Genomic DNA, 26,163 nt, shown 5'->3' on the forward strand with positions numbered 1-26,163 from the left:
GGTGACGGCATCCCCCGTGCGGCGGATCAGCGGCGCGGTTCCTGTTCGGCATCCGTCGTGCGGCGGATGCTGGGAGATCACGCGTTCGGGGCTCAGCGCAGGAACAGGAAGCCGAAGATCCCGAGCGCGAAAGGGGCGAGTCCGACGAGCAGCAGCGCGCCGAACACGATGCCGAGGATGACCCAGGGACTCCGTCGCCGGAGGCGTCGTCCGGGCGGGGCGACGCCGATCGGCGGCGGGGTGAGCAGGCCGGAAGGGGCGGCGAAGGGTAGCGCGGGCGCGCCGCCGGTAGCCGGTGCGACGGACGGATGCTGCGGCTGCGCCGGCGTGGGCCCCGTTGCAGCAGCCGGTGGACCGGCCGCGAGCCGCAGCCTCTCGTCGCGCCACCGCGCCCACTGGTCGAGCTTCACCAGCAGCGCGCCGACCGCACCGAACAGCCACGCCCACGTCGCGGGGTCGAGGGTCGACGCCTCGCGCCGCGTGTACAGGAACAGCCAGTCGTCGACGATCTCGACGTCGAGCTCCGCGGCGTGGTCGATGAAGCGGGCCATGACGTCGGGCGTGAACAGGTAGAGCGCGTCGACCTCGTAGCCCTCGGGGCAGAACAGCGAGAAGTACCGGTCGAAGTCGCCCTCGAGCGACAGGCGCTGGTCGCGGCGGAAGCCCGTCGCGATGCTGCCGCCCAGGCCGTTGTTGCCGAGCGCGTCGAGCACGATGTTCGGCAGCGGCACGTCGAGCTTGACGGCGACGTAGCCCCACCGGTGCGTCTGCGAGTTCTTGCCGTTGCTCGTCGTGTACTGGTAGTTGCCGAACTCCACGAAGCGCGGCTCCGTGCCCCTCAGCACATCCGTCGACATCCGCCCCGACCCCGCCTGGAAGATCATGCCGGGCAGCGGCGGTGCGTCGATCCGGTCGAGGTACGTCATCGCGTTCGCAGCGGCGAAGCGGGAGAGTCGGAACCGGGCGAGGGCACGGGCGCGCATCGCGCGGCGCACGAGCGCCACGAGCCCGACGACGAGTCCGGCGAGCAGCATCAGGCCGATCGCACCCGTCACCGCCACACCCGTGCCGCGTCCGATCGCGTAGCCGAGGCCGAGGATGAACACCCCGATCATCGGCACGACGAGCGCCAGCGCGACGATCGCCACGACCCAGGCGGCGATGTGCGATGCGGGGGTCGGGTGCGCCGCGCGATGCGCCCGGGTGAAGGCGTCGACCTCGGCCGGGTCCACCGGGTCGAGGAGGGCGCGGGCGTCGAAGTGTCCTGCCGTCACGATCCGGCCTCCCGCCGCGTCCCGAGGTGCAGCACGGTGCGCACGAGGAGTCCCGCGACGAGCGCCCAGAACGCCGCGCTCACGCCGAGCACCGCGATGCCCGAGGCGGCGACGAGGAACGTCACGACCGCGGGGAGGCGCTCGCCCGGGTCGTCGATCGCCTGCTGCACCGACGAGCCGAACGCGCCGAACAGCGCCAGACCCGCGACGGCCGGGATCACGGCCTCCGGCGCGAGAAGCACGAGCGCGGCGAACGCGGCCGAGAACCCGCCGAGCACCAGGTACGACACTCCCGTCGAGACGCCGGCGACCCAGCGGCGACGCGGATCGGGATCGACCTCGGGCGAGGCGGCGAGGGCCGCGCTGATCGCCGCGAGATTGATCGCATGACCGCCCGCGGGGGCGCCGAGCGCCGTGCCGAGTCCCGTCACGAGCATGGCCGGACGCCAGGGCACCTCGTAGCCGAAGCTGCGCATGATCGCGATTCCCGGCACGTTCTGCGAGGCCATGGTCACGATGAACAGCGGCAGGGCGATGCCGACCAGGGCGCCGACCGTGAAGACGGGAGCGGTGAGCTCGACGCGGGGGACGAGCAGGCCGGGGTCGACGGACGCGCCCTGCTGCGCGAGCGACACCCCGACGACCACGGCCGCGGCGGCGAACGCGAGCGGAACGGCCCACCTCGGCGCGAGGCGCGCGCACACCAGCCAGGTGACGACCACGGGGATCACGCCCCAGGGGTTCGCGACCAGGCCGGTGATGGGCGCCAGGCACAGGGGCAGCAGCACGCCCGCGAGCATCGCCTGCGCGATCGACGGCGGGATGCGGGCGATCAGCGTCCCGAGCGCGGGCCACAGCGCCGTCAGCAGGATCAGTGCCGCCGCGACGAGGAAAGCGCCGACCGCGGCGGGCCACCCGCCCTCGACCGTGCCTGTCGCCGCGAGCAGGGCGGCGCCGGGCGTGGACCACGCCGAGGTGATCGGCATCCTGTAGCGCCAGGCGAGCACGATGCAGGCGAGCCCCATCGTGAGGCTCAGCGCGAGGAGCCCGCTGGCCGCCTCGGCCGAGGAGGCTCCGACAGCGTGCAGCCCCGTGAGCACGACCGCGAAGGAGCTCGTGAACCCGACCAGCGCCGTGACGACCCCGGCGAGGACCGCGCGAGCGGATGCGGGGCGGGACGGGGGAGCGGGCACCCTCCGAGAGTAGCGGGAGGCCGTGGTCGATCCGTCGTCAGGCGAGGCCCATCCGGTGCGCGAGCACGACGGCCTGCACGCGGTCGCGGGCGCCGAGCTTCTGCAGGATGCGGGAGACGTGGGTCTTCACGGTGGCCTCGCCGATGAACAGCGCGGCCGCGATCTCGCCGTTGCTGCGCGCGTCGGCGAGCAGGGTCAGGACCTCGGCCTCGCGGTCGGTGAGCGGTTCGAGCAGCGAGGGCGGTTCGAGCAGCGCGGGCGGTTCGACGGATGCGGCGCGTGCGGGTGTCGGCACGGGGCCGGCCGAGAACCGCGACAGCACGCGGCGCGTGACCTCGGGCGCCAGCATCCCGTCGCCCGCCGCGAGCGCCCGCACGGCGGCGATGAGGTCGTCGGCACCGGCGTTCTTGAGCAGGAATCCGCTGGCTCCGGCATCCAGCGCCCGGTAGAGGTAGTCGTCGCGGTCGAACGTGGTGATGATCGCGATCTGCGCTGTGATCGCGGGGTCGGCGACGAGCAGGCGTGTGGCTTCGATGCCGTCCATGTCGGGCATCTGCACGTCCATCGTGATGACGTCGGGATGCAGAGCGGATGCCGCGGTCACGGCCTCTGCGCCGGTGGCCGCCTCGCCGACGACCTCGATGTCGGGTTGCGTGTCGAGGATGGTCCGGAACCCGGCCCGCAGCATCGCGTGGTCGTCGACGAGCAGGACCCTGATCGTGTTCTCGGTCATGCCGGGTCTCCCATCGTGACGGGGGCAGCCGGCAGCGGTACCCGCGCCCGTACCCGGAGCCCGCCGGCGGAGCGTGGTGCGATGTCGAGCGTCCCTCCCGAGGCTGCGGCGCGCTCGCGCATGCCGAGCTGGCCGAGTCCGGGGCGGAGAGCGGCGACCGTGCGGCCGGTGTTGACGACCTCGACCTCGACGGCCGCGTCGTCGTAGCGCACGCGCACATCGGCTGTGGCGCCGACCCCGGCGTGACGGCGGGCGTTCGTGAGCGACTCCTGCGCGATGCGGTAGAGGTTGACGGCGACGACCGAGGGGACGGGCACCGGGTCTCCGATCACGGCGTAGTCGGTGGGGAGCCCTGCCTCGGCCGAGGCGGCGACGAGGTCGGCGATGTCGTCGAGCGTGACCGTCGACGATGCCTCCGACGTGTCCCCCCCCGGGGGCCCGCAGGGTCTCGAGCAGCTGGCGGAGCTCGTGGATCGCGTCGCGCGCCGACCCCTCGATCCCCGCGAGGATGCCGCGTGCCTTCTCCGGGTCCTGGTCGATCACGAGCCGTGCGGCCCCGGCCTGCACGCCCATGACCGAGACGTGGTGTGCGACCACGTCGTGCAGTTCGCGGGCGATGCGCACCCGGTCGAGCGCGACGGCCTGCGCGGCGGTGACCTCGCGCTCGCGCTCGAGCTCGGCCGTGCGGTGCTCGAGGACCTCGCGGGCCTGCGCCGCGTTCCAGGAGCGGTCGCCGAAGTAGTACGCCCCGCCGAAGTACAGGGCGTTCAGCAGGATCTGCAGCAGCATGAACGCGACGTAGGGCGAGAGCAGCCCGGCGGCGATGTCGGCCTCGTCCGCCTGCTCGAGCGCGGTGCGGTACATCGAGATGAGCAGCCACACGAACATGCCGACGATGATCGCGATCCGGACGATCGTCGCGGCCCGTCGATTGTTCATCCATGCGCCCACCGTGTACAGCGACACGAACATCGCGATGTTGCCGACGTAGATCTCCGGCACCTGCAACGAGACCGCCGCGAAGTAGGCGAGACACACGACCACGGCCACCGGGGCAGGGAAGTGACGGCGGAACGCGAGGGGCGCCGTGATGACGGCGGCGTACACGATCGCGGTCCACGGCTCGGCCCGCGTGTCGCCGTAGATCTCGGAGATCGTCGACAGCGCGGCGCTGAGGATCGCGCCGACGAACATGATGGCCGCGAGCACGAGGTCGCTGCGGCGGTCGCGGACGCTCGGGGTGCGGGTGAACGGCACGACGGGCATTCCCCCACCGTACGGGGAGGGGGATGCCGCGGCATCCCCCGCGCGACGGACGCGTCTTCTCACACTCGTCGGAAACTTGCTATTGACAAGTGCGGTTGCTTTTTGCAAGTATCAAACCATCCACAAACCGACAAGGGAGTCATCGTGACCAGCGTCTTCGTCAACCTGCCCACCACCGATCTCGAACGCGCCAAGGCGTTCTACACGGCCCTCGGCTGCGAGATCAATCCGAACTTCACCGACGAGAACGCCGCGTGCGTGGTCTGGTCGGACACCATCTACTTCATGGTCCTGAAGCGCGAGTTCTTCCAGACCTTCACGGACAAGCCCATCGCCGACCCCACGCAGGTCGCACAGGTCTCGGTCACGTTCAGTCGTGAGTCGCGCGAGGACGTCGATGCAATCACCGAGAAGGCCCTCGCCGCCGGCGGCACCGAGCCCAAGCCCGCGCAGGACTACGGGTTCATGTACTCGCGCGACATCGACGACCCCGACGGCAACTCCCTCGGCTTCCTCTACATGACCCCGGAGGCCATCGAGAACGGCCCGGAGCACGTCGCGGAGCAGAGCGCCGGCTCCTGATGGCGGCGCGCAGCTACGGCCAGTACTGCGGGGTGACGACGGCCGTCGAGCTGATCGGGGAGCGGTGGGCGCTGCTCATCGTCCGCGATCTGCTCGTCGGGCCGCGTCGCTACACCGACCTCAAGCAGGGCCTGCCGCGCATCCCCACGAACATCCTGTCCACGCGGCTCAAGGAACTGCAGGACGGCGGTGTCGTGCGCCGCATCCCGCTGCTCCGCGGCCTCGCCTACGAGCTCACCCCTTACGGCCAGGCGCTCGAGCCCGTCATCCTCGCGCTCGGGAGGTGGGGCTTCCAGACCATGGGCGACCCGGAGGAGGGCGACGTCGTCACCGCCGACTCGCTCACGATGGCGCTGCGCACGGCGTTCCAGGCGGATGTCGCGGACGACGCCGAGTACGAGCTGCACGTGGGCGAGGTCGCGCTGCACGCCTCCGTGCGCGGCGGCGAGCTCACGGTCACGCAGATCTCGCCGCCCGCCCCGCCCGTCGGTGGACGGGAGCCCGTGAGAGAGGAGCCGGATGCCGTGATCGTCGCCGGTCCCGGCATCCGTCGTCTCATCGGGGGAGAGATCACGCCCGCCGAGGCGATCGCGCAGGAGGTGGTCGCGGTCGTCCGCGGCGACGCCGCGCACCTCGACTCGTTTGCCCGCACGTTCCACATCGCGCCGCTGGGCGCCCCCCTTGCCGTGTAGTACCCGCTGTTCCCTCGCGTAAAGGAGCTCATCATGACCGGACGCATTCTCATCGACCTGTTCACCACCCTCGACGGCGTCGCGCAGGGGCCGGGCGGCGTGGGGGAGGACACCTCGGGCGGCTTCACCTTCAGCGGCTGGCAGGCCGGCTATCCCTCGTCGGGCGTCGGCCCCGAGATCGCGAAGGGGATGGAGGGCCTCGATGCGCTGCTGCTGGGCCGCCGCACGTACGACATCTTCGCCGCGTACTGGCCGCAGCACACCGACGGTCCCTCGGGGGAGATCGGGCAGCTGTTCGACCGTGTGCCGAAGTACGTCGCGACGCGCGACCCCGAGTTCCCCCTCGCCTGGCAGGGAAGCTCCCGCGTGGGGGCGGACCTCGCCGCCGAGATCGCCGACCTGCGGGAACGTCATCGTGAGGTGCATGTGATCGGCAGCATCGACTTCGTGCACACCCTGCTCGCCGAGGGGCTGTTCGACCAGCTCAACCTCTGGGTCTACCCGATCCTGCTCGGCGCGGGCAAGAAGGTGTTCCGCGACGACGCTCTGCCCTCGGTGCTCGAGCTGATCGAGAAGCCGGTGACGGATGCCGAGGGCGTGACGCTCCTCCGCTACGGCCGCACGGATCGCACGCCCAAGGTCGACACCTTCGAGGACTGACTGATATATCAGTCATATCGACTATTCCTCTCCCATGTCTCTTCCCGTAGATTGCTCTGAGACGTTGCCGCGTGATCGGCAGGAGCTCGAGGTCGATCGCGACAGCGTCAGAGTGCGCGCCCGACCTCCATTCGGGAGGGGAAATCATGGCGCGACGACGCGCATTCATTCGAGCGGTGCTGGGCGGTGTCGCAGCGTTCGCGCTCGCGCTCGGCGGAGCGACGACGGCCATCGCGGAGCCTGATCCGGCTCCCGCCGGGGGATCGATCAGCGGTGCGGTGATGCGCGCGGACGACGGCACCCCCGTCGCGGGTGTCACGGTGTCGGCGGACGGCCCGACGTGGGCCTCGACGACGACGGATTCCACGGGGGCGTATTCGCTGCCCGGACTCGCCGCTGGGTCGTACGTCGTCAGCTTCTTCCCCGAGGGGACGGACCTGAAGCGCGAGTACTGGCAGGGTGCCTTCGCTTACGACCAGGCGACCCCCGTCGTCGTCGGGGAGGGTGAGGTCGTCCCCGGTATCGACGCATCGCTCGACCGAGGAGCTGCCTTCGAAGGGACCATCACCCGCGAGGACGACGGCAGTCCGATCCAGGACGTGTCGGTGCAGGCGCTCGACTCGCGCAACGAGATCGTCGGGGCGACCACGACGGATGCGTCGGGCGCGTATCACCTTGGCGGACTCCCCACGGGCCAGTATCGCGTGCGCTTCGGTGCACCCGACTCCGACCTCATGTCCGAGTTCTGGGAGGGGGGCTACGACTTTTCCTACGCCACTCCGGTGTCGGCCGTCGAGGGGCAGACCGTCTCCGGGATGGACGCGTCGCTCGTGGTCGCCGGCTTCATCAACGGCACCATGACCCGCGGATCCGATGGTCAGCCTGTGCCCGGTTGGGTCCTCATCTACGACGCCATCGAGGGATACGACCAGCCGACGGCCTACCCCGGCTTCGACGGCGTGTTCCGTGCGCCCGTCGCACCCGGCACGTACAAGGTCCTCTTCCTGTCGGACGGACTCAAGCAGGAGTATTGGGACGACGCCGAGATCTGGGAGACCGCGACGACGATCACGGTCGCGCCGCGGCAGGAGGTCACGGGCATCGATCCGATTCTCGAGCCCAGCGCCACCATCACCGGAACGGTGACCGTCGACTCCGCCGCACCATCGAAGATCGTGGTCGAGGCGTGGCAGAACGGGCAGAACGTGCGCGCGATCGGTGCGAACGCCACCACCGGCGCCTACACGATGCACGTCGCCAAGGGGCCGTACATCCTCAAGGCGCGGATCGAGTTCGCGGACGGGAGCATCACGGCGAAGTCCCAGTACTTCGACGGGGTCGATACCGCCGAGGAGGCGACGCCGATCACCGTCGTGCCCGGGCAGTCCGTGACGGGCGTGGACTTCGCGCTCACCGTCGACACGGAGACGCCGGAACCCGAGCCGAAGCCCGCGCTCTCGCTCACGGCATCCACGATCCGCGCCGGCGGTGCCATCCAGATCGCGGGTGAGGGATTCGCTGCGGGCGAGGTCGTGGCTTTCGAGCTGCACTCCGACCCGATCGCCCTCGGGTCGCTCACCGCCGATCAGAACGGACGGCTCAGCGGGACGCTGCTGATTCCCGCTTCCGCGCCCGCCGGCGCGCACACTCTGGTGGCGCTCGGCGCGGGAGGCGCGATCCAGGCGAGCGTGGCGGTTCAGGTCACCGCCGCGGCGGCCACCGTTCCCGCAGCCGGAGCGGCGAGCGGATCCGCGACGAGCAGCGGAGCCCTCGCGGCTACGGGTGGGGAACTCCCCGCAGCGGCCCTGCTCACGGGACTCTTCCTCGTTGTCGTCGGTACGGCTCTCGCACGTCGCCGCCGCGCGCACAGCTGACCGGGATCACCTCATGAACCCGGTCGTCCCTCGCGGGCGGCCGGGTTCGTGATTCGATGGGCGGGTCGGGGAGGTCGACGGCGGTGGAGGATGCTCCGTTGGTATCAGAGAATGCTCCGGATAGGAGTCATCATTGGCTGCGCAGTTCATAGTCGGCGCGATAGCTGTCTGCGTGGGAATTCTCGCGATCGTACTTAGCCCTCAGATTCCAAGACTGATTCACACCGGTCTCCGGATCTTCTACGGCGAACCCGTCGCGGACGATGCCGTGCGGACGCGACATCTGCGCACGCACGTCATCGTCGTCGGTTGCGCGCTCATGGTCTTTGGATCATTGATGGTCTTGAGCTCCGCCAGCATTCTCTAGGTTCAGCGTCGCTACCTGATCGTCGGAGGGGTCGACGCTGTTCGTGGGCGACACGGTGTTGTCGCAGGCGGCGGGCTCGAGTGTGGTGTCCGGTGTCCGGACGTATTCTGGGGCTGACGGCAAGCCGATCGCGGAGAAGTCTGCGAAGACCGGCACGGCCGGGACGATCCTGACGTGGGTGTTCTCGAACCTGGAGGGGACAGTGGACGTGCAGACGGTGGCGAACGCCACGGGAACCACCACGCGGACGATCCCTGACCCGTATGGTGCGCCGATCGGCTCGTCGGGAGTGTGGGCGAGCGGCACCGGGTACATGAACAAGCCCGCGACCGCGTCGACGGGTCTGACGACGGTCGGCGCCCGCACGTACGACCCGGTGCTCGGGAAGTTCCTCTCCGTCGACCCCCGTGATCGACACGAACCTCCCCCAGCAGAACACCGGCTACACGTACTCCGGCAACAACCCCACCACGTACAACGACCCCACCGGTCTGAAGTTCGCGATCGATCCACCGGCAGCGACGAAGGCGGGTGGCTCGAAGGGGGCTCAGCCGAGTTTCTCGAAGGGGCAGGCTTGTAAAAGTGGAGATTGGGGCTGCCGAATCAAGGAGGAGGCGAAGTCGTGCGGAGATCGGAGTCATCCGAGACTGTGCGACAGGGCTCTCTCCGGCCCGATTTCCTACACCTATACCAAACGGTGGGCCATCACATCCAGCGCCAGCGCGGTTGAAGTGATGAACGTCTTCAAGACTCAGCCAGCCAAGATCTTCCCGTTCGTCGTGAAGGGGTGTAGTTCGTTCACTCAAGGTTCAGAGTGCATCCTGCATACGGATCAAGCAAGCGGAACCACGACCGCAAATATGCTCACTCTCCGGGAGCAGGCACCAATGGGATTTGAAGAACGCCAAGTCGTCGGCTACATCCCCAACCCCACGAACAGCAGGGGGGGGTCGTCGGTGTCGATGTAACTCGCACGTCAGTAACATTCACAGTGTTGAATCCCGACTACTTCGACTCTCCCGGATCCACGATCAAGTTTTCGACTTATGAGGACTCGTCAGGGATGGTTTGGTTGGAACAGCACGCGCAGGTCAATGGATCAGGGCTGGCGAGCTGGGCCGGGGCTCAAGTTCTGGCCGAACACACCTGGAACATCCAAGCGATAAATCTTCGAGACCAACTGAAATGAGTAGTCTTATCTTTCTGCACAGAGACGTACCCCGCTGGATAATCGCGGTCGCATACGCTGTGGCGGCTCTCGTCGGCGGATTCGCTACCGATACGGTCATCAAGTTCTGCGTTGAACACGTCTTCCCGGCCGTGCTTCGCAGTGGCGGAACTTCAACCGTCTCGGTCGCCTTCGGGCCGTTGATCTTCGCGCTAATTGGCGGTCTGCCGGCGTACACGATTTCATATTATTTCGCCGTTAGAGGGCGACCGTCGTCGACCGCGGCGCGAGTATTAGCGACTTCTTGGACCGGGCCTGTCGTGATGGCCGTCCTACTGTTCTTCATGACCTTCGTTTTATTCCCACAGGCGATCGCCCTATCGTTTATATTGACTGCCTTCGTGGGGCTTTCGTGTGCCGTTATTTTTGCGGCGTTCGCCCTCATCGCGATCGCGTCAGCGAGACTCGATCGCTTGGCCCCCGGTCGCCGCCATCAGTGAGAGATTCGCGAACGGGTAGGTTGTACGTCGAACCGAGCGATGCGCCCTGCGCATTGCGGAGCATGCGAGTTCGGGCGTCCGCGACTGTCGGCGGCGACTTTACGCGAAGCGAGGGGACCGCGGCAGGCCCCTTCCTCAGATCTGACTTCAGTCAAGGACATGCCCCTCCGCTCACCCGACGGGGCATGTCCTTTACTTCTTGAGCCGATCTCCTCAACCCGTGAAGGGCAACTCGAACGCGTGGAGGCAGGCGAGCTGATTGTGGTCGATGACTCCGGGGACCATCACGGGGTTCGCAATCAGTCCGATGAATCGCAGGCTGTCGGGACCGGGAGCCAGCACGAGGGGGCCGTTCGCCGTTCGGTCGCCCGTTCCATTGCGATGCGGCGCGACGGACGCCGGGGTGATCGAGTTCCCGATGTGCAGTCGTAGCTGCTGGTTGACGGCGTCGCCGAACTCGACGACTGCATCGCGGACGGCGCGACTCGGCCTCGCGTGTCCGCGGCGTTCACGAGCAGCAGAGCCTCAGCCCAGCATCCGCTCGATCACCCGAGCGACGCCGTCGTCGTCGTTCGACGCGGTCGTCTCGTCGGCGGCGTCCTTCACGGCGTCTTCGGCGTTCGCCATCGCGACGCCGTGTCCGGCCCAGTGCAGCATCTCGACGTCGTTGAGGGCGTCTCCGAACGCCACGACGTCTGCCCGGTCGATGTCGAGGTGCTCGCACAGGCGCGCGAGCCCGGTCGCCTTCGTGACGCCCTCGGCCATGACCTCGACGAACGGTGCGCCCGAGAGCGTGGCCTCGAACCCGGTCAGCCCGAGAGCGCGCAGGGCGTCGAAGACGGCCGCGGGGGCGAGCTCGGGATGCCGGATCACGAGCTTGAGGCTGGGTGCCGCCAGCACGTGCTCCAGGTCGACGCCGCCCATCGTGCGCGGGTCGCGCTTGTGGTCGGTCAGATCGGCGATCTCCGCGTAACCGTGCTGCGCGACGAAGCCCTCACCGCCCTCGCGCACGCTCGCGAACAGCAGGTCGGGGATGCTCTCGCGCAGCGCCGCGGCCAGGGTGCGGATCGTGTCGGAGGGCAGTTCCTCGGTGAACAGCATCCGTCCGTCGGAGAGGTGCGTCGCGAACGCGCCGTTGCTGCACAGCGCCCACCCGTCGAAGCCCGCCCCGCCAGCGATCGCACGCAGACCGATCGGCTGCCGCGCGGTGACCGGGACGACGTGGATGCCGCGGGCCCTCGCCGCGTCGAGCGCCGCGCGCGTTCGCGGGCTCACCTCGACCGCGGAGGTGAGGAGCGTGCCGTCGAGGTCGGTCGCGATCAGGCGCGGGTTCATGCGTTTCGTCTCGCTTCGCTCGCTCAACGACCGGGGAAGTGGTTGCTGCTCAACGACCGGCTCTCAGGAGAAGATCATCGGGAGGTCGTCGTCGTCCTCGGCGGCGCTCGTGCCGAGACGGCTGTCGTCGAGGTCGACGAGCACCGGCACGTGGTCGCTCGGCTGCTCGCCCTTGCGCTCGTCGCGGTGGATCGAGGCCGCGGTCACGGCATCCGCCAGCGTCTTCGAGCCGAGGATGAAGTCGATGCGCACGCCCTCGTTGCGCGGGAACTTGAGGCGCTGGTAGTCCCAGTAGGTGAAGCCCTCGGGGATCAGCGGGCGCACGACATCGGTGAGTCCCGCGTCGGCGAACGCGAAGAACGCCTGCCGCTCCTCGGGGGAGACGTGCGTGGAGACGCCCTCGACGATGTCGGGGTCTCCGTTGTCCTTATCGAACGGGATGATGTTGAAGTCGCCGACCAGCGCGAGCGCCTGCTCGGGGTTGGCCGCGAGCTCGGCCGCCGTCGCGGTCTTCAAGGCTTCGAGCCAGTGCAGCTTGTAGGCGAGGTGCGGGTCGCCCAGCGCACGGCCGTTCGGCACGTACAGGCTCCACACGCGCACGCCGTCGACGAGCACGCCCAGCGCCCGCGCCTCGAGCGGCGCATCCGGACCCTCGTGGCCCTTCGCGAAGCCCGGCATCCCGTCGAACGAGGTGCGAACGTCGGTCACGGGCAAGCGGCTGGCGATCGCGACGCCGTTCCACTGGTTCAGTCCGTGCACCTCGACGTGGTACCCGGCCTCCTCGAACGGCCCGTACGGGAACTGCTCGGGCTTGCACTTGATCTCCTGCATCGCCAGCACATCGACGTCTTCACGGACGGCGAACTCGACGGTGCGGGTGACGCGGGTGCGGATGGAGTTGACGTTCCAGGTGGCCAAGCGCATGGGTCCAGCCTAGTTGCGGGCACCGACACCGGACTTCGCGTGACATCTGCGGGGGATGCCGCTCGCGCCTCCTACACTGGAAGCCGTGACCGCACTCGACGCAGACCGCCAGACACTCCTCGACCTCATCAAAGACGAGGCCGTGTTCCACGGAGACTTCACCCTCTCCAGCGGCAAGCAGGCGACGTACTACGTCGACATGCGCAAGCTCACGCTCGACCACCGGGCCGCCCCCGCGATCGGCCGCATCATGCTCGACCTGATCTCCGACCTCGACGTCGTGGCCGTCGGCGGACTCACGCTCGGCGCCGACCCGATCGCCAACTCCGTGCTGCACGCCTCGGTCGCGACCGATCGCCCGCTCGACGCCTTCGTCGTGCGCAAGGAGCCCAAGGACCACGGTCGCGGGCGTCAGATCGAGGGCGCCGACGTGAAGGGCAAGCGCGTGGTCGTGCTCGAGGACACCTCGACCACCGGCCAGTCCGCCCTCAAGGCCGTCGAAGCCCTCCGCAAGGAGGGTGCCGAGATCGTGGCGGTCGCCGTGATCGTCGATCGCAAGACCGGAGCGCAGGCCGCGATCGAGGCCGAGGGCCTGGAGTGGCGCGCCGCGTTCGACCTCGACGACCTCGGGCTCGACCCGCAGTGACCAGGTACGCACTCGCCGTCGACGTCGGCGGCACGAAGATGGAGGCCGCGCTCGTGAGCGAGCACGGCGTACTCGTCGAGGGCAGCCGTTCGCGCCAGGCGACCGGTCGCGAGGCGACGTTCGAGTCGCTCGATCGCGGTGTCGCCGCGGTCGTCGCGCACGCGCTGTCCGCGCTGCCGACGGATGCGGAGCTCGTGGGTGCCGGGGCGGGAAGCGCTGGTCCCATCGAGCGCGCCGCCGGGGCCATCGTTCCCGTCAACATGCCCCTCGCACGCGGCTTCGGTCTCGCCGAGTCCGTGCGCGCGAGCGCCTCGGCCGCGCTCGGCCGTGAGGTGCCCACCGTACTCGGCCACGATGGCGGAGCCCTCGCTCTCGCCGAGTCCTGGCGGGGCGCGACGCAGGGCGCGGGAGCATCCCTGTCGATCGTCGTGTCGACGGGCGTCGGGGGCGGTTTCGTCGTCGGTGGGGCGTACATCCCCGGCGCGACCGGCAACGCCGGGCACCTCGGTCAGGTGCGCCGCGAGGGCGGGCTCACGCTCGAGGAGATCGCCTCGGGTCCGGCGAGCGCCGCCTGGGCGCAGCAGCAGGGCTGGAACGGCGCGACCGGCGAGGACCTCGCGCGGGATGCCGCCGCGGGCGTCGAGATCGCGCGAGCCGCGATCGTGCGTTCCGCGACGGCCGTCGGCGAGGCGCTCGCGGATGCCGCGACCCTGGTCGACCTCGACATGGTGGCGATCGGCGGGGGATTCTCGCGGGTCTCCGACGACTACATCGACCTCGTGCAGGCCGCGCTCACGACGAGCGCCGCACACGAGTACTCCCGCCGCACGCGAGTGGTGCGTTCGGGGCTGGGTGACGAAGGGCCGTTGATCGGCGCCGCCGCGCTCGTGCTGCGCTGATCCTGCTCAGTCGACCCGGTGACGGTAGGGCTCAGCGTGACCGGGTGAGCAGGTGCGGAACGGGTCCTTCGAGGCGCGCTACCGCGATCTTGAGTTCGGTGACCTCGTGTGCGAGGTTGTCGATTCGCTCGCCGAGTCTCGTCTCGACGCCGTCGATGCGTGCGCTGAGCTTATGGTCGACGGCATCTGTCCGGCGCACGCACCATGCGAACCCGAGAAACATGCTCGTGCCGAGGGTCAGCACGATGCCGATCGCGCTGAGCACGACGGCGATGATCTCTGCGGACACGAACATGCTCCCATTCTGACCTCGCGAGGGTGGGGTTCGCAGAATGCTAGCTGCGGGATGTTCGTGATCGCGCGCGGCGTGATGGGAGAGCACGGACGCTGTGAAGAGCCGCCGGTGACGGCGGGATGTGGAGGAGAGTCACTCGTTTCCGTCTGCATCCCTAACAAATTCCCGTAGGCTCGGACCAGCACATCCACCGCCGTCAGAAGGGCTGCACATGCGCGTACTCGGACTGCTCTCCGGCACCTCGCACGACGGGATCGACGTCACGGTCGTCGACTTCCGCGAGAACGACGGGATGCTGCATGGCACGGTCCTGCATGAGGACAGCGTGCCCTACGAGCCCACGTTCCGAGCGCGACTGGTGGCGGCTCTTCCACCTGCGCACACCACGTTCGCCGAGATGTGCGAGCTCGACACCCTGATCGGCCAGGCGTTCGCCGAGGTCGCCGCCGGAGCGGCGGGTGCGGTCGGGGGAGTGGACGCGGTCTGCACGCACGGGCAGACCGTCTTCCACTGGGTCGACCGCGGGCACGCGCTCGGCACGCTGCAGATCGGCCAGCCCGCGTGGATCGCCGAGCGTGTGGGCGCCCCGGTCGTCTCCGACGTCCGGATCCGAGACATCACGGCAGGCGGCCACGGCGCCCCGCTCGTCTCCTTCCTCGACGAACTGCTCCTCCGCGGTCGCGCCGGGATCTCGGCTGCTCTGAACCTCGGCGGCATCGCGAACATGACCGTGGTCGGCCCGGAGGGTCTCGTCGCGTACGACATCGGCCCGGCCAACGCCCTCGTCGATGCGGTCGTCGTCTCCGAGGGGCTCGACGAGCGCGGCTACGACGCCGACGCCGCGATCGCACGCACCGGCACGGTCGACGAGGTCCTGCTCGAGGCGCTCCTCGCCGACCCGTACTACGCGCTCCCGGCCCCGAAGAGCACGGGCAAGGAGCACTTCCACCTCGACTACGTGCGCTCGCACCTCGAGGACGCTCACCGCCGGGGACACGAGATCACCACATCCGATCTCGTGCGCACCCTCACCGAGCTCACGGTGCGCACTGTCGCTCAGGACGTCGCCGCGTCCGGCATCCGCTTCCTCGCCGTCTCAGGCGGCGGCTGCCACAACCCGCTGATCCTGCAGGGGCTGCGCGATGCGCTCCCCGACGTGGAGGTGGTCCTCGCCGACGAGCTGGGCGCCCCGGTCGACAGCAAGGAGGCGATCCTCTTCGCGCTGATCGGGTGGTGCACGATGCACGGGGTCCCCGCCGTCACGGCCGGCGGCACCGGGGCACGCGAACCGCGCATCCTCGGGACCATCACGCCGGGCCGGGGACCGCTGCGGATGCCGGAACCCGTCGAGTCCGTGCGGAGCCTGACGTTGCGCTGAGGGCGTTTCGTCTCGCTGCGCTCGCTCAGCGCTTGCGGTCGTCGTCCTCCCAGGGACCTTCCCACCAGCCCGCGCGGCCGTCGTCGTCGCCGGGACCTCGTCGGCGGGAACGCACGAACTGCACGACGAAGATCGTCAGCGAGCTGACCCCGATCAGGATCAGGACGAGGAACAGCAGGTCCTGCTGGGTCATGGGCGCTTCCCTTCCGCGGCGTCCGTGACGATCTTCGCGATGCGTGCCGTCGTCGTCTCGGGGCGCTTCGCCATCGCGATGTGCGTGAGTCCGAACTTCTTCACGGACTTCGGGAACGCGTCCCAGTGCGCGCGGGCCTCGGGGACGGCATCCAGCGCTGCGGTCAGCTCCGGCGGCTCGATCCCGGCCTCCGGACCGTCGAGCACCGTCCAGGATCCGTTGGCCTTGGCGGTCTCGAGCACTCGGATGCCGGCGGGAGCCAGCAGCCCCGCCGCCTCGAGTTCCGCGATGCGCGCCTTGTTGGTGGCCGCCCAGCCGCTCCCCGGCCGCCGGGGCGAGAACCACTGCCCGACCGTGGTGTCGTCGAAGGTCCGCACGGGGCCGTCGATCCAGCCGAAGCACAGTGCCTGCCGGACGGCGTCGTCGTAGCCCACGCCCTCGCCCCGGCCGCCGCGCACGCTCAGCAGCCAGACGCCCGCCGCGCGCTCGTGGTTCTGCTCGAGCCAGGCGCGCCACACGGCCGCGTCCGCCGCGCTGATGCGCTCGCCCTCGTCGAGTGCGCCCATGGTCCGCGTCTCCGTCAGTCCTCGTCGAGGGTCGGGATCGACTCCGTGACGGTGGGGAGCAGGTCGGCGACCGAGTCGACGATCTCGTCGGGGCGGAACGGGTACTTCTCGATCTCCGCCTGGTCGCTGATGCCGGTCATCACGAGCACGGTGTGGAGGCCCGCCTCGATCCCCGCGACGATGTCGGTGTCCATGCGGTCGCCGATCATGCCCGTCTTCTTCGAGTGCGCGCCGATCTTGTTGAGCGCCGAGCGGAACATCATCGGGTTCGGCTTGCCGACGACGTAGGGCTCCTTGCCCGTGGCCTTCGTGATGAGCGCGGCGATCGCACCGGTCGCGGGGAGCACGCCGTCGGCTGAGGGCCCCGTCGCGTCGGGATTCGTGACGATGAAGCGCGAGCCGTTGATGATGTGGCGGATCGCCTTCGTGATCGCCTCGAACGAATAGTTGCGCGTCTCGCCCACGACGACGAAGTCGGGATGCGTCTCGGTCATGATGAACCCGGCCTCGTGCAGCGCCGTGAGGATGCCTGCCTCGCCGATCACGAACGCCGAACCGCCGGGCAGTTGCTGCTTGAGGAAGTCCGCGGTCGCGAGCGCCGAGGTCCAGATGCGCTCCTCGGGCACGGTGAGGCCGCTCGCGCGCAGTCGCGCAGAGAGGTCGCGCGCCGTGAAGATCGAGTTGTTCGTGAGCACGAGGTACGGGATCTCGTTCTGCTCCCAGCCGGCGAGCAGCTCCGATGCGCCCGGGATGGCGGTGTTCTCATGCACGAGAACGCCGTCCATGTCGGTCAGCCAGCACTCGATGTCGTCGCGGTGTCCCATGTGCTCAGCGTACTGGGCGAGTGTTGCCGGGAGGTGACGGTCTCGGCCCGGGCTATGCGCTCAGCCAGACCACGTCGGCGGCGCCCTCGGGGAGGTCGACGTCCGCGCCGTCGATCGTGATGCCGGATGCCGTGGTGGTCACGGCCGCCGCTACGACGAGTCCGAGCGCTTCGAGGCTGCGGAGCAGGTCCGGGTCGCGGTCGTCGACGCGCAGCACTCTGGCGCTGTGCCCCGTCGGCGCATCCGCGAGGAGCACGAACGGCTCGCGGTCGACCCGGCCCTCGGCATCCGGGATCGCATCGCCGTGCGGATCGAAGCGCGGTCGTCCGAGGCGCGCGTCGATGCCCTCGAGCAGGCGGTCGCTGATCGTGTGCTCGAGCACCTCCGCCTCGTCGTGCACCTCGTCCCAGCCGTAGCCGAACTCCTGCACGAGCCAGGTCTCGATCAGCCGGTGGCGACGCACCATCGCGAGGGCGCGCTGCGTCCCGGCATCCGTCAGCCGCACGGCGCCGTAGGGCACGTGCGAGACGAGACCGGCGGCGGCGAGCTTCTTCACCATCTCGGTCACCGACGAGGGGGCGATGCCCAGCTTCGCCGCGAGCACAGACGGGGTGATCGGCGCATCCTGCCACTCGGTGTGCGCGTACACCGTCTTCAGGTAGTCGTCTGCTGCGGGGGAGGCCACCCATCCAGCTTAGGCGAGCCCGATCCGCGCCCCGACCCGGGGAAGGCTCAGTTGGCGACGGCGACGAGGATGCCGAACGCGACCTGCCCGGCGAAGAACACGACCAGGAACCCGAGCAGTGCGGCGAACAGCGAGAGCCGGCCGTCGAAGCCCTCGACCTCGGCGATGCCGAGCTTGCGGGCGCGGAACGCCAGCACGAGCGTCGCGATGCCGAGTGCGAGCTGCACCCACGGCCCACCCACCGGGAGGACCGTCGGGAAGGCGACGAGCAGGCCGCCGATCACTCCGGTCGCGACCCCGATCCAGGTCAGGATGCGAACGGTGCGGCGAGCGGGATCGGCAGACATCCTCCGAGCCTAATCCGGGAGCGCAGGGAGCCAGGACCCGACGGTGCGGCGAGCGGGATCGGCGGACATGCTCCGAGCCTGATCCGGGGTGCGCGAGTCGGCATTCGAGGACCGTTCACGCCCCCGTCAGCACCAACCACAGCAACGCGCCGTTCAATGCGATCAGCAGGACCGAGGCCACGATGCCGGCCGCGGTGGTCCACGCCCTGTTCGTCCACGCGCCCAGGGTGCGCCGCTGCGCCGTGAGGGCGACGAGCGGGATGAGGGCGAAGGGGATGCCGAATGACAGCACGACCTGGCTGAGCACGAGTGCGAGCGTGGGGTCGATGCCGAGCCCCAGGATGAGGAGCGCGGGGATCAGCGTGACGAGGCGTCGGGCGAGAAGCGGGACGCGGACGCGCAGCAGGCCGTGCATGATCTCGGCGCCGGCGTACGCGCCGACCGAGGTCGAGGCGAGGCCCGAGGCAAGCAGGCCGACCGCGAAGAACGTCGCGACGACCGGGCCGAGCCCGGCGGCGAGTGCCGCGTGCGCCCCTTCGAGCGAGTCGGTGCCGTCGACGCCGGCGAGGTTCGCGGCGGCCAGCAGCAGGATGGCGAGGTTGACGGATCCGGCGATGATCATCGCGATCGACACGTCCCAGCGGGTCGCCGTGAGGAGCCGCCGGATGCGGGAGGTCTCGGTGCGGGCCGTCTCGCCGGGGGAGCCGGGCGCCGCGGCGCCGAATCGGTCGCGCGCGAGCGAGGAGTGCGCGTAGATCGCGTGCGGCATGATCGTGGCGCCGAGGATCGAGGCGGCGAGCAGCACGGAACCCGTGTCCTGGAAGCGCGGGACCAGACCGCCGACGACCCCGGCCGGGTCGGGCGGGGCGATGAAGAGCCCGGCGACGAAGCCGATCGTGATGATCGCCATGAGTCCGATGATCACGAACTCGAAGGGACGCGGACCGCGGCGGCTCTGCACCAGGAGGATGGCGATGGAGACCGCGCCCGTGATGACGCCTCCGACCAGCAGGGGGATGTCGAACAACAGGTTGAGGGCCACTGCGCCGCCGATGACCTCGGCGATGTCGGTGGCCATCGCCACGAGCTCGGCCTGCAGCCAGTACGCGCGTCGTGCCCAGGGTCGGCGCAGGCGCTGACCGAGCACCTCGGGGAGGCTCTGCCCCGTGACGACGCCGAGCTTGGCCGACAGGTACTGGATCAGCCAGGCCATGACGTTCCCGGCCACGACGATCCACACGAGGAGGTAGCCGTACTGCGCGCCGGCCGTCATGTTGCTGGCGACATTGCCCGGATCGAGATACGCGACACCCGCGACGAGGGCCGGTCCGAGCAGCCAGAGGCTGCGCGGCGGGGTCGTGCGAGGAGCGGGCGTCTCGATCATGGAATTTTTAGGCACACCGAAACCATAGCGGATATTTCGGTCTACCTAAATATCGTTCGCGACGTGCCGAGATAGCCTGGCCGGATGGAGCCCCAGAACCCCGACGAGCCTCGCGACGGATCGTCGGCTCAGCCCGGCTACGGGGTCGGCCCCTGGCCCGGCGGCGAAGCCGCATGGCCGACCGAGGAGCACTACGACCGCGAACTGCTCGCCACGGGTGACACCCGCAACGTCGTCGACCGCTACCGGTACTGGCGGATGGACGCGATCGTCGCCGACCTCGACACTCGTCGGCATCCGTTCCACGTCGCGATCGAGAACTGGCAGCACGACATGAACATCGGCTCGATCGTGCGCAGTGCCAACGCGTTCCTCGCCGACACCGTGCACATCATCGGGCGTCGACGGTGGAACCGACGCGGAGCGATGGTCACCGACCGCTACCAGCACGTCGTGCACCACGAAGACGTCGCGGCGTTCACGGCCTGGGCCGCGGCCGACGCCCTCTCCGTGATCGCTGTCGACAACGTGGACGGCGCCGTGCCCGTCGACCGTGCCGACCTGCCCGAGCGCTGCGTGCTGCTGTTCGGACAGGAGGGGCCGGGGCTGTCGGAGGAGGCGCTCGCCGCGGCATCCGCTCATGTCGAGATCACCCAGTACGGCTCGACCCGCTCGATCAACGCGAGCGCGGCCGCCGCGGTCATCATGTACGAGTGGTGCCGGCGGCACGCTGGCTGAGCGTGCGGTCGGATGGGGTCAGAGGCGGTCAGCCGCGATCGATGCCGAACAGGTGCCGGTAGATCGCGTTGACGTCGCGATCCAGATGATCGATCCGTCCGTGCACGGCGCTGATCTCGGTGCGCACACTCGCGAACTCGCTCCGCATCTCGGTGCGCACACTCGCGATCTCGGTCTGCAGATCCGTGCGCACGCTTCCGAGCTCCTTCCGCACGCTCGCGAACTCGGTCTTCATGATGTGCGTGAACGACGTCAGGACGATCGTGATCGTCCCGAACATCCCCGCGGCGAAGACGCCGATCGCTGTCCACACTTGTGGTTCGTTCATCCCCAGCATCCCTTCAGTGTCCGCCGATCATGGCGGAACTCGCCAGGGGGCGGCAGTGCTGTATTCCGGGAAACTTCCGGGCCTGGGGAGAACCCGGCCGGCGACCCCGTCGGTGGAGGGGGAGTGTCGGGTCACCGAGCGCCGGCGGTGACCCATCGGCCCGAGCGGACACGCCAGCCGAGGGTCGCGAGCCGCGCGAGCAGGTAGACGCCGAAGAACGCCACGGCGAGCCAGACCAGCCCCGGTGCGGCGTCCACGCCGCTCGCCGCGATGATCCACAGCACTGGCAGGAACGGCACGAGGTTCAGACCGCCCGCGATCGCGAGATAGCGGGCATCGTCGGCTCCCATCAGCACGCCGTCGAGCACGAAGACCACTCCGGCGATCGGCTGGGCCACCGCCAGGACGAGCAGTGCCGGCTGGACGAGCGTCGCGACGACGGGATCGCCCGTGAAGACGATGCCCAGCACACCCGACAGTGCCGCGATGATCGCGCCGACGATGACGCCGAACCACACGCCCCAGGCCACAGTGCGCCGGAGGACGCGATGCACCTGGCGTTCGTCGCCGGCGCCGAGCTCCTTGCCGATCAGCGCCTGCGCCGCGATGGCGAGCGCATCGAGCGCGAACGCGGCGGCCGAGAAGATCGTGAAAACGATCTGCCACCCCGCGAGCTCGGACGTGCCGATGCCGGTCGCCACCGCGACCGTCGCGAGCAGGGCGACGCGCAGGCTGACCGTGCGCAGGAACAGCCACCCGCCCGAACGGGCCGTGCGACCGAGACCCTCGCGCTGCACCCGAAGGGAGGCCGTATGGCGTGCCGCGAGTCGGCGCACCACGAGCACATAGGCTCCGACCATGCCCCACTGGGCCACGACCGTGCCCGCAGCCGACCCGGCGATGCCCCACCCGAACCCGTAGATGAAGAGCAGGTTGAGCAGCGCATTCGCGCCGAAGCCGAGGCCCGCGATCCACAGGGGCGTCACGGTGTCCTGCATCCCTCGCAGCAGACCGGTGGCCGCGAACACGATCAGCATGGCGGGCAGGCCCCACATCGAGACGACGAGGTACGCGTTCGCCTCGGCCGACACGGCCTCGCTCGCCCCGAACAGAGAGACGAGCCAGGGGGAGGAGGCCGCGCCCGCCGCGGCCAGCATCGCGCCGAGCGCGAGCGCGAGCCACATGCCGTTGACGCCCACGGACACGGCGTCGCCCGGACGGCCCGCGCCGAAATGCCGTGCGACGGCCGGGGTCGTCGAATACGCGAGGAACACCATCAGGCCCACAATCGTCTGCAGCACCGCGCCCGCGATGCCGAGGCCCGCGAGGGGCGTGGTCCCGAGGTGTCCGACGAGTGCGGCGTCGACGATCAGGAACGCGGGCTCCGCCATCAGGGCACCGAGCGCCGGCACGGCGAGCCGCAGGATCTCGCGGTTGAGGGGGCGCTCGGTCATCCTCCGAGCCTATGGGCTGCCGGCGACGCCCGGTTCAGGAGCGCGGCGTAGGCTGGAGCGCGGGCAGGGTCGACGATGCTGCGGAGGTGTGTCATGTCGGATCCCCGGGAGGCCGCGGCACGGTATCGCGCTCAGCAGCGGGCCGAGAGCGCGGACGAGCGCGGCCCGGAGGACGCGGAGGCGGGATCCGCACCCGGAGTCGCAGCCGCCGTCGATCGGGCGGCGTACATCGAGACCGCGATCCAGGTCGCGATCCGCCGCGGCGAGTTCGACGACCTGCCGGGCGCGGGCAAGCCCCTGGAGGGGCTCGGCGGGCACCACGACCCGGACTGGTGGCTCCGTCGCAAGATCGAGACCGAGAACCTCACCGGGCTCGGGCCTCCCGCCATCATGCTGCGCGCCGAGGATCGCGACCTCGACGCGCAGCTAGACGCACTCGGCCGCGAGGCCGATGTCCGCGAGCTGCTCGAGGACTTCAACCGCCGCGTCATCGAGGCGCGTCGCCAGCTGCAGGGCGGCCCTCCCGTGGTCACCCCGACACGCGACGTCGAGATCGAGATCGCGGCATGGCGGGAACGCCGTGCCGCGCGGACCGCGGTCACGGCCGACGAGGCCTCTGTCGCGCCTCGCCGCCGCCGGTTCGGCATCCGTCGCCGGACCTGAGGCGCCGAGATCCTCCGCGTCCGGGGATCCGTTCCGTCCCTGATGTCGGACCGCGGCCTAGGCTGGTCGCATGACCGACGTGCTTCCCTCCGGCCTCGAGACCACCGAGTTCAGCTCCGACATCCGTCCGCAGGACGACCTCTACCGCCACGTCAACGGCGCGTGGCTCGACCGCACCGAGATCCCGGGCGACAAGGCCCGCTGGGGATCCTTCCACCTGCTGGCCGAGCAGGCCGAGAAGGACGTGCGGGCCATCATCGAGGAATCGCAGGATGCCGCCGACGGCACGCTCGCACGCAAGATCGGCGACCTGTTCGCGAGCTTCATGGACACCGAGCGCATCGCGGCGGCGGGCGCGACTCCGCTCGCCGCGACGCTCTCCGAGATCGACGCGATCGACGGCATCCCCGAGCTGCTGCGCGTTCTCGGCGAGTACGACCGTGACGGCAGGGCCCACCTCCTCGGCTTCTACGTCGACGGCGACCCCGGCGACCCCGAGCGCTACGTCCCGGTCATCCTGCAGGCCGGGCTGTCCCTCCCCGACGAGAGCTACTACCGCCTCGACACGTTCGAGGGCACGCGGGCGGCGTACCGGGCCCACCTCGAGCGCCTGCTCGTGCTCGCCGGCGTCGAGGATGCGGCTGCGCAGGCCGGGCGGTCGATCGCTCTCGAGGGCGAGATCGCCACGCACCACTGGGACAACGTGCGCAGCCGCGATGCGGTCGCGACCTACAACCTCAAGACCTGGGACGAGGTCCAGCGGCTCATCGGCGTCGACCTGACGCCCTGGCGCGATGCGGTCGCGCCGAGCAACCCCTCGGCCTTCGCCGTGGCGGTGGTGTCGCAGCCGAGCTTCCTCGAGGGACTCGGCACGCTGCTCGTCGCCGAGCGTCTCGATGAATGGAAGGCGTGGCTCCGCGCCCAGGTCGTGCATGCGGCCGCGCCGTACCTGACCGACGACATCGTGCAGGAGAACTTCTCCTTCTACGGCACCGAGCTCTCCGGCGTGCCCTCCATCCGCGAGCGCTGGAAGCGCGGTGTCTCGGTCACGGAAGGGGCGCTCGGCGAGGCGATCGGCAAGGTCTACGTCGAACGGCATTACCCGCCGACGGCGAAGGCCGCCATGGACGAGCTCGTCGCGAACCTCATCGAGGCGTACCGGCGCAGCATCACGGAGCTCGAATGGATGACGGCCGAGACCCGCGAGCGCGCGCTCGCGAAGCTCGATGCGTTCACGCCCAAGATCGGCCACCCCGAGGTGTGGCGCGACTATTCGACGCTGACGATCGACCGTGAGGACCTGCTCGGCAACGTGCGTCGGGCGGCGATCTTCGAGCACGACCGCCACGTCGACAAGGTGGGGAAGCCGATCGACCGCACCGAGTGGCACATGCCGCCGCAGATGGTCAACGCGTACTACAACCCGTCGATGAACGAGATCGTGTTCCCCGCGGCGATCCTGCAGTACCCGTTCTTCGATGCGTCTCGTGACGCGGCCGCCAACTACGGCGGCATCGGCGCCGTGATCGGCCACGAGATCGGGCACGGCTTCGACGATCAGGGCAGCCGCTACACGGGAGACGGCAAGCTCGAGGACTGGTGGACGGATGCCGATCGCGCGGCGTTCGAGGAGCGCACGAAGGCCCTGATCGCGCAATACGACGCGCTCGTGCCGGAGGGGCTCGACTCCGAGCACCATGTGAACGGCGCGTTGACGATCGGCGAGAACATCGGCGACCTCGGCGGACTGGGCATCGCCCTCAAGGCCTACGAGCTCTCGCTCGAAGGTGCGGAGGCCCCGGTGGTCGACGGCTACACGGGCGTGCAGCGCCTGCTGCTGTCGTGGGCTCAGGTGTGGCAGCAGAAGAGCCGTGAGGCCGAGACCCTGCGGCTGCTGACGATCGACCCGCATTCCCCGAACGAGTTCCGCTGCAACCAGATCGTCCGCAACATCGACGCGTTCTACGACGCTTTCGGGGTCACGGAGTCCGATGCGCTGTGGCTCCCCGAGGGCTCGCGCGTCACGATCTGGTGAGTTCGCGCGTCACGATCCGGTGAGCGCTCCTGTCCCGGAGTCCGATGCTCCGGAGTCCTGCGGGAGCGCTCCCCATCCTTCGGCGAGCTCTCCCGTTTCCGCCGCGTGACGTTCTGGTGACCAATCTCCGCCGTCTGTGGGGCATCCACATCCGACGGGGTTACGATATCCGTGCCGCGGGGGACGAACCCCGCGGCTACCCGCCAATCCACACCCCCCTGTAAGGATCACGCGTGGGCGCTCCCGAGCCTGTCGATGGGCCACCTCTGGCCTCGCTGCGCCGCTCTCAGCGAGCCAGCCGCCGCTTGCCACGCCGTGCCGCGGCCGGACGTCGATCGTTCACGGCGACGCTGCGGGCGCTCGAGCAGCTCGCGGACGCCGGGGCGCAGGTGTCGGTGCACGTCGTCGATCTCGACAACCACGTGCACGTCCTGTCCGGCGACGACCACGTGACGATGCCAGTCGCGGGGCTCGGCGTCGTCCCGTTGCTGATCGAGGTCGCCGCGGCTTTCGAGGCCGGAACGCTCGATCCGCTCGAGATCGTCGAGCGCAGCGCGGTCGACTCCGTGTCGACGTCGGGTCTCTGGCGGCATCTGCACGCCCCGGCGCTCCCGCTCGAGGATCTCGCGGTCCTCGCGGCGACCGCGGGCGATCCGATCGCGGTGAACGCCCTTCTGCATCGTGTGGGCCATGACCGGGTGCGTCGGCGCATCGAAGACCTCGGCCTGCGCCGCACGGCGCTGCTCGACCGGTTCCGCGATGAGCGCGGCCCGGATGACGCGCCGCAGGTCGCGGTGGGCTCGGCACGGGAGTTCGCGGGGCTGTTCTCGGCCCTCGTGAACTCGCAGGTGGTCGATGCGCCGGTGAGCGCGCAGGTCGCGGAGTGGCTCAGCCTGAACCAGGACCTCAGCCTCGTGGCGGCCTCGACGGGCCTGGATCCTTTCGCGCACGACCACGACGCCCATGGGCTGCTCTTCATCAACAAGACGGGTCGCGATCGAGGCGTGCGGGCCGAAGCCGGAGTGCTCGCGGGCCCGCGCGCGGGGGTCGGGTACTCGATGATCGTCTGCTTCGACGACCTCTCGATCACGCACCGCCTGCGGGCTCACGACGCGTTCCGCGTCCTGGGCGTCGAGCTCATGGAATACACGCACTAGCCG

The 26,163-nt window shown here is 69.6% G+C and carries 29 protein-coding genes and 1 pseudogene; 13 read left to right on the forward strand and 17 right to left on the reverse strand.

Annotated features, from left to right (window positions below; translation table 11 throughout):
* Positions 1–92: 92 nt before the first annotated feature.
* From MRBLMX7_RS12060 to MRBLMX7_RS12080, 5 genes and pseudogenes are all read right to left on the reverse strand, one after another.
* Positions 93–1,274: a hypothetical protein gene (locus MRBLMX7_RS12060; RefSeq protein ID WP_363368820.1), complete on the reverse strand. Its 1,182-nt coding sequence runs from the start codon at positions 1,272–1,274 to the stop codon at positions 93–95.
* A complete protein-coding gene (locus MRBLMX7_RS12065) occupies positions 1,271–2,467 on the reverse strand; it encodes a benzoate/H(+) symporter BenE family transporter (RefSeq protein ID WP_363368822.1) in 1,197 nt (398 codons plus the stop codon). The genes MRBLMX7_RS12060 and MRBLMX7_RS12065 overlap by 4 nt, the downstream gene beginning before the upstream one ends.
* Positions 2,468–2,504: 37 nt before the next feature.
* Positions 2,505–3,200: a response regulator transcription factor gene (locus MRBLMX7_RS12070; protein WP_363370911.1), complete on the reverse strand. Its 696-nt coding sequence runs from the start codon at positions 3,198–3,200 to the stop codon at positions 2,505–2,507.
* Positions 3,197–3,532: an ATP-binding protein gene (locus MRBLMX7_RS12075; RefSeq protein WP_363370914.1), complete on the reverse strand. Its 336-nt coding sequence runs from the start codon at positions 3,530–3,532 to the stop codon at positions 3,197–3,199. Before MRBLMX7_RS12075 ends, MRBLMX7_RS12070 begins: the two co-directional genes overlap by 4 nt.
* A gap of 160 nt (positions 3,533–3,692) precedes the next feature.
* Positions 3,693–4,466: pseudogene (locus MRBLMX7_RS12080) on the reverse strand (histidine kinase); the annotation flags it as partial.
* A gap of 144 nt (positions 4,467–4,610) precedes the next feature.
* Between MRBLMX7_RS12080 and MRBLMX7_RS12085 the strand changes: the two are divergent.
* From MRBLMX7_RS12085 to MRBLMX7_RS12100, 4 genes are all read left to right on the forward strand, one after another.
* Positions 4,611–5,048, forward strand: a complete 438-nt coding sequence (locus MRBLMX7_RS12085) for a VOC family protein (protein ID WP_050722158.1) — start codon at positions 4,611–4,613, stop codon at positions 5,046–5,048.
* On the forward strand, positions 5,048–5,740 hold the full coding sequence (locus MRBLMX7_RS12090) for a winged helix-turn-helix transcriptional regulator (RefSeq protein WP_363368824.1): 693 nt from the start codon (positions 5,048–5,050) through the stop codon (positions 5,738–5,740). The genes MRBLMX7_RS12085 and MRBLMX7_RS12090 overlap by 1 nt, the downstream gene beginning before the upstream one ends.
* 33 nt (positions 5,741–5,773) lie before the next feature.
* Entirely contained in the window at positions 5,774–6,400 is a 627-nt protein-coding gene (locus MRBLMX7_RS12095; protein ID WP_363368826.1) for a dihydrofolate reductase family protein, read from the forward strand.
* Between the two features lie 146 nt (positions 6,401–6,546).
* Positions 6,547–8,274 (forward strand): MSCRAMM family protein, encoded by a 1,728-nt coding sequence (locus MRBLMX7_RS12100; protein WP_363368828.1) that lies wholly within the window; start codon positions 6,547–6,549, stop codon positions 8,272–8,274.
* 331 nt (positions 8,275–8,605) lie between these two features.
* Here the strand turns inward: MRBLMX7_RS12100 and MRBLMX7_RS12105 are convergent, their stop codons facing one another.
* Positions 8,606–9,007: a hypothetical protein gene (locus MRBLMX7_RS12105; RefSeq protein WP_363368829.1), complete on the reverse strand. Its 402-nt coding sequence runs from the start codon at positions 9,005–9,007 to the stop codon at positions 8,606–8,608.
* 41 nt (positions 9,008–9,048) lie between these two features.
* Here MRBLMX7_RS12105 and MRBLMX7_RS12110 point away from each other — a divergent pair, with 41 nt between their 5' ends.
* Positions 9,049–9,609 carry a hypothetical protein gene (locus tag MRBLMX7_RS12110; protein ID WP_363368831.1) on the forward strand — a complete coding sequence of 187 codons (561 nt, stop codon included), beginning with the start codon at positions 9,049–9,051 and terminating at the stop codon, positions 9,607–9,609.
* 280 nt (positions 9,610–9,889) lie between these two features.
* Complete coding sequence (locus MRBLMX7_RS12115; RefSeq protein ID WP_363368833.1) at positions 9,890–10,309, forward strand: hypothetical protein; 420 nt, start codon at positions 9,890–9,892, stop codon at positions 10,307–10,309.
* A 525-nt stretch (positions 10,310–10,834) separates the two neighbouring features.
* Here MRBLMX7_RS12115 and MRBLMX7_RS12120 read toward each other — a convergent pair.
* Complete coding sequence (locus MRBLMX7_RS12120) at positions 10,835–11,644, reverse strand: Cof-type HAD-IIB family hydrolase (RefSeq protein WP_363368835.1); 810 nt, start codon at positions 11,642–11,644, stop codon at positions 10,835–10,837.
* A gap of 63 nt (positions 11,645–11,707) precedes the next feature.
* Complete coding sequence (locus tag MRBLMX7_RS12125) at positions 11,708–12,568, reverse strand: exodeoxyribonuclease III (protein WP_363368837.1); 861 nt, start codon at positions 12,566–12,568, stop codon at positions 11,708–11,710.
* A gap of 55 nt (positions 12,569–12,623) precedes the next feature.
* Here MRBLMX7_RS12125 and pyrE point away from each other — a divergent pair, with 55 nt between their 5' ends.
* Both pyrE and MRBLMX7_RS12135 read left to right on the forward strand, forming a co-directional pair.
* Positions 12,624–13,214 (forward strand): orotate phosphoribosyltransferase, encoded by a 591-nt coding sequence (gene pyrE / locus MRBLMX7_RS12130; protein WP_363368839.1) that lies wholly within the window; start codon positions 12,624–12,626, stop codon positions 13,212–13,214.
* The gene (locus MRBLMX7_RS12135; protein WP_363368841.1) at positions 13,211–14,113 is read left to right on the forward strand and encodes an ROK family protein; all 903 of its coding nucleotides are present in this window, start codon (positions 13,211–13,213) and stop codon (positions 14,111–14,113) included. Before pyrE ends, MRBLMX7_RS12135 begins: the two co-directional genes overlap by 4 nt.
* A gap of 31 nt (positions 14,114–14,144) precedes the next feature.
* On the opposite strand, the gene MRBLMX7_RS12140 is transcribed toward MRBLMX7_RS12135, so the two are convergent.
* Complete coding sequence (locus MRBLMX7_RS12140; protein ID WP_363368842.1) at positions 14,145–14,408, reverse strand: hypothetical protein; 264 nt, start codon at positions 14,406–14,408, stop codon at positions 14,145–14,147.
* A 211-nt stretch (positions 14,409–14,619) separates the two neighbouring features.
* Here MRBLMX7_RS12140 and MRBLMX7_RS12145 point away from each other — a divergent pair, with 211 nt between their 5' ends.
* Positions 14,620–15,786, forward strand: coding sequence for an anhydro-N-acetylmuramic acid kinase (locus MRBLMX7_RS12145; protein ID WP_363368844.1), 1,167 nt, complete (start codon positions 14,620–14,622; stop codon positions 15,784–15,786).
* Between the two features lie 25 nt (positions 15,787–15,811).
* Here the strand turns inward: MRBLMX7_RS12145 and MRBLMX7_RS12150 are convergent, their stop codons facing one another.
* From MRBLMX7_RS12150 to MRBLMX7_RS12175, 6 genes are all read right to left on the reverse strand, one after another.
* Positions 15,812–15,979 carry a hypothetical protein gene (locus MRBLMX7_RS12150; RefSeq protein WP_363368846.1) on the reverse strand — a complete coding sequence of 56 codons (168 nt, stop codon included), beginning with the start codon at positions 15,977–15,979 and terminating at the stop codon, positions 15,812–15,814.
* On the reverse strand, positions 15,976–16,545 hold the full coding sequence (locus MRBLMX7_RS12155; RefSeq protein WP_363368848.1) for a YdeI/OmpD-associated family protein: 570 nt from the start codon (positions 16,543–16,545) through the stop codon (positions 15,976–15,978). Before MRBLMX7_RS12155 ends, MRBLMX7_RS12150 begins: the two co-directional genes overlap by 4 nt.
* A 14-nt stretch (positions 16,546–16,559) precedes the next feature.
* Entirely contained in the window at positions 16,560–17,369 is an 810-nt protein-coding gene (locus MRBLMX7_RS12160; protein WP_050722167.1) for an HAD-IIA family hydrolase, read from the reverse strand.
* 52 nt (positions 17,370–17,421) lie between these two features.
* Entirely contained in the window at positions 17,422–18,054 is a 633-nt protein-coding gene (locus MRBLMX7_RS12165; protein WP_363368851.1) for a metal-dependent transcriptional regulator, read from the reverse strand.
* Between the two features lie 47 nt (positions 18,055–18,101).
* Positions 18,102–18,401 (reverse strand): hypothetical protein, encoded by a 300-nt coding sequence (locus MRBLMX7_RS12170; RefSeq protein ID WP_363368852.1) that lies wholly within the window; start codon positions 18,399–18,401, stop codon positions 18,102–18,104.
* Positions 18,402–18,516: 115 nt separating this feature from the next.
* Entirely contained in the window at positions 18,517–19,785 is a 1,269-nt protein-coding gene (locus tag MRBLMX7_RS12175; protein WP_363370916.1) for an Nramp family divalent metal transporter, read from the reverse strand.
* An 84-nt stretch (positions 19,786–19,869) separates the two neighbouring features.
* Here MRBLMX7_RS12175 and MRBLMX7_RS12180 point away from each other — a divergent pair, with 84 nt between their 5' ends.
* Complete coding sequence (locus tag MRBLMX7_RS12180; protein WP_363368855.1) at positions 19,870–20,523, forward strand: TrmH family RNA methyltransferase; 654 nt, start codon at positions 19,870–19,872, stop codon at positions 20,521–20,523.
* A 28-nt stretch (positions 20,524–20,551) separates the two neighbouring features.
* Here MRBLMX7_RS12180 and MRBLMX7_RS12185 read toward each other — a convergent pair whose 3' ends face one another.
* Together MRBLMX7_RS12185 and MRBLMX7_RS12190 are read right to left on the reverse strand one after the other, a co-directional pair.
* Entirely contained in the window at positions 20,552–20,851 is a 300-nt protein-coding gene (locus tag MRBLMX7_RS12185; protein ID WP_363368857.1) for a hypothetical protein, read from the reverse strand.
* A gap of 131 nt (positions 20,852–20,982) precedes the next feature.
* Positions 20,983–22,305 (reverse strand): MATE family efflux transporter, encoded by a 1,323-nt coding sequence (locus MRBLMX7_RS12190; RefSeq protein WP_363368859.1) that lies wholly within the window; start codon positions 22,303–22,305, stop codon positions 20,983–20,985.
* 93 nt (positions 22,306–22,398) lie between these two features.
* On the opposite strand from MRBLMX7_RS12190, the gene MRBLMX7_RS12195 reads away from it, so the two are divergent.
* The 3 genes from MRBLMX7_RS12195 to MRBLMX7_RS12205 all read left to right on the forward strand — a co-directional run bounded on the left by MRBLMX7_RS12195 (position 22,399) and on the right by MRBLMX7_RS12205 (position 26,160).
* Positions 22,399–22,968, forward strand: a complete 570-nt coding sequence (locus MRBLMX7_RS12195; protein WP_363368861.1) for a DUF1992 domain-containing protein — start codon at positions 22,399–22,401, stop codon at positions 22,966–22,968.
* A gap of 70 nt (positions 22,969–23,038) precedes the next feature.
* Positions 23,039–25,003, forward strand: a complete 1,965-nt coding sequence (locus tag MRBLMX7_RS12200) for a M13 family metallopeptidase (RefSeq protein WP_363368863.1) — start codon at positions 23,039–23,041, stop codon at positions 25,001–25,003.
* A 233-nt stretch (positions 25,004–25,236) separates the two neighbouring features.
* On the forward strand, positions 25,237–26,160 hold the full coding sequence (locus tag MRBLMX7_RS12205; protein WP_363368865.1) for a serine hydrolase: 924 nt from the start codon (positions 25,237–25,239) through the stop codon (positions 26,158–26,160).
* The last annotated feature ends 3 nt before the right edge of the window (positions 26,161–26,163 follow it).

Origin of the sequence: Microbacterium sp. LMX7-1.2, from assembly GCF_040675935.1 — a bacterium.
Classification (GTDB): Bacteria; Actinomycetota; Actinomycetes; order Actinomycetales; family Microbacteriaceae; genus Microbacterium.